This window comes from Neoasaia chiangmaiensis (assembly GCF_002005465.1).
GTDB classification, from domain to species: domain Bacteria; phylum Pseudomonadota; class Alphaproteobacteria; order Acetobacterales; family Acetobacteraceae; genus Neoasaia; species Neoasaia chiangmaiensis.
In genome coordinates this window covers 1394893-1406879 of sequence record NZ_CP014691.1, presented here as the reverse complement: position 1 = coordinate 1406879, position 11987 = coordinate 1394893, and the positions used below count along the sequence as shown (strand labels likewise).

General features: G+C 63.4%; 8 protein-coding genes. 4 read left to right on the top strand and 4 right to left on the bottom strand.

The window, feature by feature from the left end; all coding sequences use genetic code 11:
- Nucleotides 1-47: 47 nt before the first annotated feature.
- A complete protein-coding gene (locus tag A0U93_RS06630; RefSeq protein ID WP_077806643.1) occupies nt 48-1067 on the top strand; it encodes an MYG1 family protein in 1020 nt (339 codons plus the stop codon).
- Between the two features lie 23 nt (nt 1068-1090).
- On the opposite strand, the gene A0U93_RS06625 is transcribed toward A0U93_RS06630, so the two are convergent.
- Nucleotides 1091-2764, bottom strand: coding sequence for a M28 family metallopeptidase (locus A0U93_RS06625; RefSeq protein ID WP_077806642.1), 1674 nt, complete (start codon nt 2762-2764; stop codon nt 1091-1093).
- Between the two features lie 182 nt (nt 2765-2946).
- Between A0U93_RS06625 and A0U93_RS06620 the strand changes: the two genes are divergently transcribed.
- Both A0U93_RS06620 and A0U93_RS06615 read left to right on the top strand, forming a co-directional pair.
- Nucleotides 2947-6270, top strand: coding sequence for a GH92 family glycosyl hydrolase (locus A0U93_RS06620; protein WP_245825136.1), 3324 nt, complete (start codon nt 2947-2949; stop codon nt 6268-6270).
- A 44-nt stretch (nt 6271-6314) separates the two neighbouring features.
- Nucleotides 6315-8591, top strand: coding sequence for a GH92 family glycosyl hydrolase (locus A0U93_RS06615; protein WP_077808386.1), 2277 nt, complete (start codon nt 6315-6317; stop codon nt 8589-8591).
- Nucleotides 8592-8627: 36 nt separating this feature from the next.
- Here A0U93_RS06615 and A0U93_RS06610 read toward each other — a convergent pair whose 3' ends face one another.
- Both A0U93_RS06610 and A0U93_RS06605 read right to left on the bottom strand, forming a co-directional pair.
- Nucleotides 8628-9524, bottom strand: coding sequence for a hypothetical protein (locus A0U93_RS06610; protein ID WP_077806640.1), 897 nt, complete (start codon nt 9522-9524; stop codon nt 8628-8630).
- A 43-nt stretch (nt 9525-9567) separates the two neighbouring features.
- The gene (locus A0U93_RS06605; protein ID WP_169852709.1) at nt 9568-11061 is read right to left on the bottom strand and encodes a serine hydrolase; all 1494 of its coding nucleotides are present in this window, start codon (nt 11059-11061) and stop codon (nt 9568-9570) included.
- A gap of 204 nt (nt 11062-11265) precedes the next feature.
- Between A0U93_RS06605 and A0U93_RS06600 the strand changes: the two genes are divergently transcribed.
- The gene (locus A0U93_RS06600; protein ID WP_077806638.1) at nt 11266-11472 is read left to right on the top strand and encodes an entericidin; all 207 of its coding nucleotides are present in this window, start codon (nt 11266-11268) and stop codon (nt 11470-11472) included.
- 53 nt (nt 11473-11525) lie between these two features.
- On the opposite strand, the gene A0U93_RS06595 is transcribed toward A0U93_RS06600, so the two are convergent.
- On the bottom strand, nt 11526-11963 hold the full coding sequence (locus tag A0U93_RS06595; protein ID WP_077806637.1) for a winged helix-turn-helix transcriptional regulator: 438 nt from the start codon (nt 11961-11963) through the stop codon (nt 11526-11528).
- Nucleotides 11964-11987: the final 24 nt, after the last annotated feature.

The following is an 11987-nucleotide window of genomic DNA, read 5'->3' as shown; positions in this document are numbered from 1 at the left end:
GACGGGGCACAATCAAGGCAATCCACTGATCTTTCGGCAGGTTTCATATGGCAGAATACACGCCCGTCGGGCTTGAGAACGACACGCGCCCGATCACGGCGCTGACCCATTCGGGCAATTTCCATGCGGATGAGACGCTGGGCTATGTGATCCTTCATTACGCCCTGGCCCCGCACGGCGACCTGAAAGGACGTGTGTTGGGAGAAAGCGCCGACGATCGGCTCCGTTTCGAGCGTTCGCGCGCGCCGGACCGGATCGGCGCGGCGGATATCGTCTTCGACGTCGGCGCGGTGAATGAACCGGCGCGTGGCCGCTACGATCATCACATGAAGAACAAGCCGCTGCGCGACGACGGCATGCCCTATAGCGCGGCGGGTCTGCTCTGGAAGGATTACGGTCTGGCGGCGGTGCGCCATCTGGTGGCGACGCCTGTGGACGACGCGACGGCCGAGGCGATCTGGCGTGCGATCGACGGCTCGCTGGTGGTGCCGGTCGATCAGGACGACAACGGCGTGGCGAAGATGGGCAAGCTGTCGCTCGCGGATATCGTCTCGGCCTGTGGGCCGGCCTGGGATACGGCCGAGGTCTATGGGGTGCAGGAGGCGAAACGGCGTGAAGCGCAGGGTTTCGCCAATGCGGCCGGTATCGTGGCGGCGCATCTGACGCATATGGTCGATCGCGTGCGCGCCAGCCTGAAGGCGGCGGATCGCGTGGTGGCGGCGTATGAGCAGGCCGAGGACAAGCGCATCCTCATCATGGATACCGGCATGCCGACGGAGAAGGTGATCTTCGAGCGCGACCTGCCGGTGGTCTATGTCGTCTCGCCCGCCGGGCCGAAGCAATGGAACGTGAAGGCGGTGCCGCCGGTCCGTGGCGATTTCGGGCAGCGCGTGTCGCTGCCGGAGGCCTGGGGCGGGCTGGAGACCACGGCTTTGGCCAAGGTGTCCGGCGTGGCGGATGCGGTGTTCGCGCATCCCGCACGCTTCATCTGCGGCGCGGGCAGCAAGGAAGGCGCGGTGACGATGGCGCGGCGCGCGCTGGAGATCGACGCCGCGTCCAGGGCCTGATTCCTCTGGTCGGACGGCGTGCCTTATTGGCGCGCCGCGTTGCTTTTCGCGCGGATGGCGGCGAATTCCGAGCCCGCCTTCCAGCTTGGCCAGTCGCGCGAGAACGCCGCCTTGTGGCCGACCAGTCGCACGGCTTCCACGTCCTGTGCCGCGCCACGCACGTCCCAGTCCGCGTGCCAGGCATCGCAGGGCTGGTGATAGCAGGCCATGTAGGCGGTGAGCCACTGGCCGCCCGCTTCGGTGCCGCCGTTCAGCAGGTCGAACTTGCCGGCCATGTCCATGACGGCCAGCACGGGCACACCCGCACGCGCGAAGGGCAGGTGGTCGGCCCGATAGAACGCGCCGCGTTCGGGCATGGCTTCCGGCTGGGTCGTGCGGCCCTGCGTCCGCGCGGCTGCGGCGAAATCGTCCTGCAGGCTGTCCTGTCCGGCGCCGATGACGAAGGCGTTGCGGGCAGGGCCAGCCATTTGCAGCACGTCCATCGTCAGATTGGCGGCGGTTTTCTCCAGCGGTGCCAGCGGATGCGTCACGTACCACGCTGAGCCGAGGAGGCCGCGCTCCTCCCCTGTCCAGGCGGCGAAGCGTACGGTGCGTTGCGGCCTGGGTCCGTTCTTGAAGGCTCGCGCGATTTCCAGAACACCGGCGATGCCGGAGCCGTCGTCGATCGCGCCCCGGCGGATGACAGTCTGGCCCTGCGCGTTCCGGCTCTCGCCAAAAGCGTCCCAATGTGCGCCGAACATGACAGTTTCATCGGGGTAAGCGGCGCCGGTGATTTTTGCGAGCACATTCTGGCTTTTCAGATGATCGACCTTGAAGGGCAGATCGACCGAGAACTGTGTGTGCGCCAGCGCGACGGGACGGAAATCCGGTGAGCGCGCCTGCGTGCGCAATGCGGCAAGGTCGAGCCCGGCCTGTGCGAAGAGTCTGGCGGCGGCGTTGCCTTCGATCCAGCCCTGCAATGGCACGGGTGTTTCGCCGCCATGGCCTTCCACGTCATAGACCTGACCCCCGGGGGCGACGACCGTGCTCCAGGGGTAGGACGCACTGGGCGTATCGTGGACGATCAGCGCGGCGATGGCGCCCTGCCGGGCGGCCTCCTCGTATTTATAGGTCCATCGGCCGTAATAGGTCATCGCGCGACCCTTGAAACGTCCGGCGACGGGCTCGTCCGGTTTCGCATCGAAATCCGGATCGTTGACGAGGAAGATCGCGACCTTCCCGTGCAGGTCCACGCCTTTGAAATCGTCCCATTGGCGTTCCGGCGCGTGAACGCCATAGCCGACAAAGACCATGGGCGCGTGATCGATGCGGATGCGCGCCTGCGGCAGGCGTGTCGAGAGCGAAATATCCTTCTGCAAGGTGAAGGGGAGTGTCTGTTTGCCGGTTGTGGCGATGATGCGTGCGGGTTCCAGTGGCTGGGTGCGCAGCATGGGGACGGTCTGCGTCCAGCCGCCGTTTTCGCCACCCGGTTCCAGACCCAGTGCCTTGAATTGTTCGATGAGCCACGGGACGGTCACGGTTTCGCCGATCGTGCCCGGTGCACGGCCATGAAAGCCGTCCGAGGCGAGGGTTTCCATGATGGTGGACATTCGGTGTGGATCGATGGGGCCTGAATCGCCGGTTGCGGCATGCGCTACGGGCGAGAGGAATGTCAGGGCTGTGGTGAAAGCGGCGAGGGCTGCGGTTCTGGATGTCATATCGGCACTGTAATCAGTTTCGCGAGATGATGAAAACGGGATTCATGGAGGAATATCAGCGAACCCGACCGTGCCTTTTGGAAAAAAGGACGTTGCAAGGATTGTGGGGCGGTGCTTGGTTTTTGGAGGGCCTGTTTATGGCGTGACGAGGTGCCCGGTTTGATTGTGAAACAAGGATGTCCATGAGACGCGGCCTTTCCCGGATCGTCATGTTGCCTTTCCTGCTTGCGAGTGTGGAAGGGCAATGCCGGCAAGCACTGGCAAATCCGGCACCTGTCGTGTCTTTCAATGTATTCCGCGCGTTGTCAGGCGTCGGCTGGCACGCATCGGTCGTGGCCGGTCCGCAGAAAGACGAGGTGCTGACGGCGCGGCCGGATAGCGGCTTCACCAGTCCAGGCGTTCTTCGGTTCGATGTGGCGGGTAAAGCCATCTCGGCCGTTATTGCGCGACCAATGGACGGGCGAAACGTTACGGTCCAGGCCGGCAGTGTTTTCAGTTACATGGTCTTTCCGGTCGCCGATCCGCGTTCCCTGACCGATCCGGCGACGTTCACTGCGCTCGATGTCGTCTTTTCCGACGGCACCCGGGCCTCCGCCCTTGGCGCGCGCGACCTCTCCGGTGCGTCGCTGACGGCGGACGGGCAGGGCCATGGACGTGCGCTCTATCCCAACCAGTGGAATCGTGTCGATGTGCCGCTGGGCGCCGTAGCGGCAGGCAGGACGATTGCCGCCATCGAGGTTCATTCGGGCGCACCCGGAACGGGGGCGTATCATTTCTATCTCGATGATATCGCCCTTGGAAACGACGATGACGGCGTGTCCCGAACGCCGGTCGACCGGGTCGACACGCGGCGGGGAACGAACGCCAATGGCCGGTATTCGCGGGGCAATAATTTTCCGGCCGTCGCGGTGCCGCATGGCTTCAATTTCTGGACACCGGTCACGCGCGGCGATTCCAACTGGCTTTACCAGTATCAGGAGCGCAACGGCCCGGATAACCTGCCGCGCCTTGAGGCGCTTTCGCTGAGCCACGAACCGAGCCCGTGGATGGGGGATCGCCAGACATTCCAGATCATGCCGGTCCCGGGCGGCCCGCCGCCTTCGGCGGATCGGACCGCACGGGCGGCGGCTTTCGATCACGAGCACGAAACGGCACGTCCCTATCGTTATGCCGTGTCGCTGAAAAACGGGATCACGGCGGAAATCGCGCCGACCGACCATGCCGCGATCATGCGCTTCCGTTATCCGGGCGACGAGGGTCAACTGGCCTTCGATAATATCAATGACCACGGCCATTTCGTCATCGCACCGGATGGGCAAGGCGCGGACGGATATACGGATGTCGCAAGCGGTCTTTCAACCGGTGCGACGCGGATGTTCATCCATCTGGTGTTCGACCGGCCCGCCAGGGCGCAAGGACGTCTGACCGGCCAGAAGCGTGACGACGTGCAGGCCTGGGCGTCTTTCGATACGCGCGGTGGCAGGCCAGTCGAGGTTCGGATTGCGACATCGCTCATCAGCCTCGATCAGGCCCGGCGCAATCTCGAAATGGAAGTGCCGCCCCACGCGACCTTCGAGGCCGTTGCGAATGCCGCCAGGGATGCGTGGAACGCGCGTTTGTCGCGCGTTTCGATTCCAGGTGCCGGGGCCGACGAGCAACGCACGCTCTATGGCAATCTTTATCGTCTTTATCTCTATCCCAATGCGGCGCATGAAAATGTCGGTACGCCTGAAGCGCCACGTCTGGTGCATGCCAGTCCGTTCGTGCCGCATGTCGGTCCGGATGGCGAAACGCATACCGGCGCACGGATCGAACCGGGGGCGCTCTACGTCAATAACGGGTTCTGGGACACATATCGTGCGGCATGGCCGGCCTATGCGCTGCTGACGCCGGATGAGGCCGGATCGCTGATCGACGGGTTCGTGCAGCAATATCGGGAAGGGGGCTGGATCGCCCGCTGGTCGTCGCCCGGCTATGCGGACCTGATGACCGGCACGAGCGCCGATGTCGCCTTCGCGGATGCCTGGCGCAAGGGCGTGCGGAATTTCGACGTTTCCGATTTTTATCGGGCGGCACTGAAGGACGCGACGGTCGTGCCGGACGATCCGGGCGTCGGGCGCAAGGGGCTGGCCCGCTCCGCCTATCGCGGTTTCACGGATACCGATACGGACGAGGCGCTTTCCTGGTCCAATGCCGCGACGCTGAACGATTTCGCGCTGGGAGAAATGGCGGCCGATCTCGCGGCGAACGCCCCTTCCGGTTCCGCGGCGCGCACGAATTTTCTGGCCGAAGCCTGGTATCTGCGCAATCGGGCGCTGGACTATGTTCATCTCTTCGACCGGGATGTCGGCTTTTTCGTCGGTCGCAGGCCGGACGGTTCGTGGCGTGTGGCGAAGGGCCTGTTCGATCCGCTCGCCTGGGGTGGTGACTATACCGAAACGAATGCCTGGACGATGGCCTTCGACCCCGTGCAGGACGGCAGGGGGCTTGCCAACCTCTATGGCGGGCGCGATGGGCTGGCCCGCAAGCTGGATGCGTATTTCACGACACCGGGTGACTATCATGTCGGGGCTTATGGCGGCGTGATTCACGAGATGCGCGAGATGCACGATATTCGCATGGGGCAATACAGCCATAGCAATCAGCCGTCGCATCATATTCTCTACATGTATGACGATGCCGGTCAGCCGTGGAAAACGCAGGACAAGATCCGCGATGCCATGAACCGCCTGTATCGTGGCTCGACGATCGGCCAGGGTTATCCGGGCGATGAGGACAATGGCGAAATGTCGGCCTGGTGGATTTTCAGCGCGGCGGGTTTTTATCCGCTGCGCATGGGGACGCCGACCTACGCCATCGGCGCGCCGCGCTTCGAGACGATGCGTCTGTCTGTTGGCCGGGACAGGATACTGACGATACGCGCGCCGGGCGTGAGCGACGACAACCGCTATATCCAGTCGGTAACGCTCAATGGTCGGCCCATCGCGCATTGGTGGCTTTCGCAGGCCGAAATCGCCAGGGGTGGAGAGCTGCATTTCGTGATGGGGCCGCACCCGTCCCGATGGGGTGCCGATGAGGCTGCGGCCCTGCCGTCCCTTACCGCCGGGAATGCGCGGCCCGATCCTGCGGGGGATCTCATGGACATGGCGGGCGCGCATGTCGAGGGTCCGGCGACGGCGTTCGACAATGACTCGATGACGGCAGCGACATTGACGCCGGGCGGCCTGGGCCTGACGCTCCCGGCGCCGTCGGCAGTGCTGGCCTATACCGTGACGTCCAGCGATGCGCCGTCGCGGGCGCCATCCGCATGGGATGTGCTTGCTTCGGATGATGGCGTGCACTGGACGGTCATCGATCGTCGGGCGGGACAACGTTTCACGTGGAACCATCAGCTTCGCCCGTTTCTGCTCCATGAGCAGCACCTCCATCGCTTCTACCGCTGGACACCGCGCGATCCCCGTGCCGTGGAGATCGGCGAATTCGAGTGGCTCGGGCATCGTCCGTAACGGTGTCCGGTGTCGAATTTCTCTTTCAGTCCGGGTTCTTTCGTATGAGATATTACGCGCTGTGTGCCTTTATCCTTGCAGGTTCGACGGTTCTTTCAGGGGGGTCGGCGCAAGCGGATGAGCGCGCGATCGGTGCCGTCGATCCGCGGATCGGCACCGGCGGGGCGGGCCACACCTATCCGGGCGCGAGTGTGCCATTCGGCATGGTGCAACTCTCACCCGATACGGCGATGACGGATTTCAGACATTCGTATGCCTGGGCTGCCGGCTATCAGTATGGCGACCCCACCATCATGGGATTTTCGCACACCCACTTCACCGGCGCCGGCCATTCCGACCTGGGTGACGTGCTGGTGATGCCGATCGCGGGCGACGTGCGGCTGGAGCCGGGCGACGCCGCTGTGCCGGGCAGTGGTTATCGTTCGCGTTTCCGGCATGCGACCGAAGTGGAGAAGCCCGGCTATTATGCGGTGACGCTCGACGATTATGGTGTCCGGGCGGAACTGACGGCTGGAAAGCGCGTGGGGTGGCATCGTTATGTCTTTCCGCAGGGAAAGCCGGCGCATGTGCTGCTCGATCTGCGGCCGAGCATCTACGATTATCCCGGCAAGGTCAGTTGGGCGCGGCTGCATGTCGGCGCGGACGGGACGGTGTCCGGCTGTCGCATGACCCGGGGATGGGCGCCGGGGCGCGTGTTGTGTTTCGCCATGCGCTTCTCGCAGCCGATGACGGCGCGCACGCTGTATAATCGGGAGACGAACGTTCCTTACAGGGGCTTCAAGGGACCGGGCTATCAGCCTGTCGATCACGATGCGCAGAACGGTCGTGCGCTCGAAGCGGTGTTCGATTTCGGTGCCTTGAAAGCGCCGCTTCTGGTCAAGACGGCGATTTCCCCGGTGAGCGAGGCGAATGCGATCGACAACCTGACGCGCGAGGGCGCGGGGTGGGATTTCGATGCGCGACATGCGCAAGCGCAGGCGGCGTGGGAGCATGCGCTTTCCGTCATCGATGTTCAGGGAACACCCGACCAGCGCACGCAGTTCTACACGGCACTGTACCATGTCATGCTGGCGCCGACGCTGAGTACGGATGCCAGTGGCGACTATCGTGGCCCCGATTACGAGGTTCACAAGGCGAACGGCTTCGATTTCTATTCGACATGGTCGACATGGGATGTCTATCGCGCGCAGCAGCCCCTGCTGGCGATCCTGCGTCCCGATCTCAGTGCGCAATTCGTGCGGTCTCTGGTGGTCTCGGCGCAGGACAGCCCGTTCGGCCTGCTGCCCGTATGGGCGTATCAGGGGCTCGAGACGTGGTGCATGATCGGTTATCACGCCGTGCCGATTATCGCGGATGCCTATCTCGCGGGCGTGCGTGGCTTCGATGCCGATGCCGCGCTGAAGGCGATGGTGCGCAGCGCGACCTACGGTCCCTATGGCGATCTGGCCGATTACATGAAGATCGGTTACGTGCCGATCGACAAGGAGGCGGAAGGGGCTTCGAAAACGCTGGAATACGCCTATGACGACTGGGCGCTGGCCCGGATGGCGCGCGCGATGGGCAAGACGGCCATCGCCGATGAATTCGAGCGGCGCTCCCGTAACTGGCGCCATGTCTGGGATTCGAAAACCGGTTTCATGCGGGCGCGCACCACGGACGGCCAGTTTCACACACCGTTCAATCCCGCCGCGGCGGCCTATGGCAGCGATTATACGGAAGGCAATGCCTGGCAATATTCATGGTATGTGCCGCAGGATGTTCCCGGCCTGATTACGGCCATGGGCGGTCGGGAGAAGTTCACCGCGAAGATCGACGCGCTTTTCGATGCCAGGGTCGATCCGGCGATCTTCAGGAATGTCGAGGACATCAGCGGTCTGATCGGTTGGTATGCCCATGGCAACGAGCCGGATCATCACGTTGTCTATCTGTATGACTATGCCGGTCAGCCATGGAAGACGCAGCAGCGGCTGACGCAGATCATGCAGACGCAATATGCCCTGCGGCCGGATGGGCTGGCGGGAAATGACGATCTCGGTCAGATGTCGGCCTGGTATATTTTCACGGCCCTTGGTTTTTATCCCGTGGCGCCGGCGAGCGGGGAATATGCCGTCGGGCGTCCCTTCGTTTCGAAGGCTGTCGTGCATCTCGGCAACGGGCATGCGTTCACGATAACCGCCGATAATCTGGATGACGCGCATCCCTATGTCGGTGCGGTTACGCTCAACGGTCATCCATTGCCGAGGTTCTTCCTGCAACAGAAGGATGTTCTGGCGGGTGGCGAATTGCATTTCGTCATGCAGGCGACACCGCAGACGAAGTAAAGGGCGCGATGGCCCGACGGAGAGCCTTCCCGCACGTCAGGGAATATAGCCTGACGGGTCCGGGCCGAGGGCGAACAGGCTTGGCGTGCTTTTGTAGGTGCGTGACGCTGCCGTGCGCAGGACAAGCGTCATGCGGCTGAAGCCTGTCTGGCCTTTTTCCGACCATGGACTGGACGGTAGCGAATGGGAGTTGATTCCCGGGCCATAGAGAAGCCGGTCGAGGGCTTCCGATACGTCCGGTGGTGCATGCCGGGAGATCTCATCCCGAAGGGCTTCAAGGGACGCGAATTGCCGATCCTGCTGACCCGGCGCCGTCTCGCCGCCCGGAAAGAGAGTTGAGACGAAATTAATCAGCTTCCCGAATTGCGGCGCATCGGCATGTATCCACCCACGAAGACGCAGATGGACCGGTTCGCCGGGGCGGATGACGGCGAATTTCGGCCAGAGCTGACCGGTCGCGCCATCGAAGATATCGACCCGACTGCTGTACTGGGCCGCACCCGCATAGGTCGTCACCAGACGATCCGTGATAACGGCAGGCGTGCCGCCTGTATTGACGATGACGGCATCGGAAAAAACGCTCACCGAGAACCCGGCGCCCGGCACATATGCGATGGTGGCAGGATGCGTGCGGTCCAGGTCCAGAAAAATCTGCAAATTTTCGTCCGAGCGTCGAAGCGTCTCGACGGCAGCGTCGGCGGAGGCGCGGGCGTAGGGCACGCTGTCGGCCGCCGCCTTGGCGCTGATACGCGCCGAGGAAGCCTGATCCTTCGCAAAGAAGGCGGACCAGACCGTCGCGCCTGCCGCTGCAATGGATATGACAGTGGCAATGATGGCAATGCGATCCGTGGTCTGAACGGGCCAGAAAACGGCGCGACCGCGGGAGAACAGTCCGAAGGCGAAACGAAGCGGTTTGTGAAGGAGATTCTTCATGAAAACGCCCTGTGGTAAATATTCGCAGGCGAAAAGTGCCGTGTCATTTCCTGTCGGGGGCTTCCACCCGGATTGGGTGCATGTCCTGCACGTCGAAGCTGAAATCGTGATCCACCACGCGCAGTGTCATGTCCGTGACCTTGCCGCTCGTGTCGCGATGGAACTGCACGTATGAATCATCCGAACCGTCCATCGCGCGATTGTCCCAGCGTACGACGAACAGGTCATGCGGCAGCGGTTGCAGGCGGCCCGTCAGTCCGTCCGCCCGGCTGAAGGTCAGGCGCAGGCCGCCCGTATCCTGTGCGACGATGAGATCGCCGCGCCACGCATCGCGATAGGTGCCGACAAACGCATGCTGTTCCGCAGGATCGAGCGTGACGAACCGGAATTGCGGTTTCGGGCGGGCCTGATCCCGGTTTTCCCGGTCCCGATAATATTTGACCCAATCGTTGGGTTTGTCGCCCAGAAGCATCTCGCTGATGGACAGGGCGAGGCTCTGCGTTGCCGCATGATCTTCCTGGTTGGTGAGGACCACCACGCCGGCATGGGCCTCCGGCAGCATGGATGTCAGGCTGACCATGCCGGAGACGGTGCCGGTATGCCAGACGCGCTTCGCGCCATGAAAATCCTCCAGGAACCAGCCGTAGCCGTAAGCGCGGAAATGCGTCCCCGTCATGACGGCGTTGTCCGGCACATCAAGCAGGGCATGGGGCGTCCAGAGGTCGTCCCGCGTTTTTTCGGAAAGGATGCGCTGCCCGTTCGGTGCCACGCCGCCGGCCAGCAGCAGGCGCATCCAGACATTCATGCCGTCGATGCTGCACACGATGCCGCCGGCGGGTGCCGCGGCGATCAGGGGGTCGATCTTCGTGGCGCGCAGAACGCCGTCCTCGACGCTATGCCCGGTGACGAAGCCCGGTTCCGGCCGGGTCGGGGATTGTGTGGTGCAGCGCGGCATCCCGGCGGCATCGATGATCCGCGACTGGATGAAGTGCTCCCAGCTGTCGTGGCTGACATGTTCGATGGTCACGCCCGCGATGCTGTAGAGCAGGTTATTGTAGGCGTAGTCCTGCCGGAAGCGCCCGGTGAACGGCATGTCGCGCAGGCGTGGCAGCAGCTCCGCGCGCGCGAAGTTGCTGCGGGAGAACAGCAGCAGGTCTCCCGCGCCCAGGCCCATGCCGCTATGATGGGTCAGGAGATCGCTGACGCGAAATTCCCGCGTCAGCCACGGATCGGCCAGCTGGAAGCCGGGCAGGACATCCTCCATCCGGTCGTTCCAGTGAAGTTTGCCGTCATCGACCAGAACGCCCAGTCCCGCGGCGGTAAAGGCTTTCGTGTTGGAGCCGATGCCGAACAGCGTGCGCGCATCGACCGGCGGGCTGCCGGGACCGTCCTGCACGCCATAGCCCCTGGCCAGCACGACATGCCCGTCCTGCACGATGCCGATCCCGATGCCGGGGACGTTGAACTCTTTTTGAACGCGTGCGGCCAGACGGTCGATCTGCCCGATATCCGGTGGTGCGGCGTATGCGATGGACATGCAGGATGCGACGAATAAGGCCATCGCAAGACAGCGCAACGGAAAGGGCAATGATCGGCTCCGGCTCATGATATCCGTGCCACCCTAGAACATAACGGAAGCGAACGGAAACCGGCGCCGGGACGCGGACGGACTTCCCGCACGTGCAACCATCCCGGCTCTCAGGCGGTTAATACCGCCGAAGCAACCGAAAGGAACGATGGTATGACCACCAATGAAGTGAACCGTCCGACGAAAAAGCGCGCGGCCCTGTCGGCAGCCCTGATGACGGCGGCCTGCCTGTCTCTGGCGGCCTGTAATGCGACGCGCGGTGCCGGCGAGGACGTGAGTTCGGTAGGACATGACACCTCGCAGGCGGCGACCAATGTCCAGCAAGGCATCGCCAACACGACCGGCGCCGCGTCGCGCTGATCCGGTCGCGGGCCGGACGTTCTGACGTCCGGCCCGTGTGCGCCAAAATCCGGCTAACTGCCCTTGCCTATGTCGGTGCGCCGGTCGAAATCCGCGCGGGCCGTCTCGATCCTGCTCAGGTTCTCCTCGGCCCAGATCCAGACTCCACAGAATGCCGCGCCCAGACTCCCGCCCAGTTCCGTCAGGGAATAATCGACATGCGGCGGAATGACGGGGTGGACTGTTCTTGACAGCATGCCGTCACGCTCCATGCGGCGCAGTGTTTGCGTCAGCATTTTCTGGCTGATGCCGGGGATGAGGCGACTCAACGCCGTGAACCGCAATGTGCGGTGCGCATCGAGTGTCTCAAGCACCAGCATGGTCCATTTGTCGGCCACGCGGCCGATCAGGTCCGTGACCAGGGCTTCTACCTTTGGATTGACTGTGTCCGGCGGGGTTGATTCCGCGATTTCCCGTGTTTGAGCGGTGGCGTGCTCATCGTAGGACTTCATGTTGCCGATCTCACTCTCTTTCAG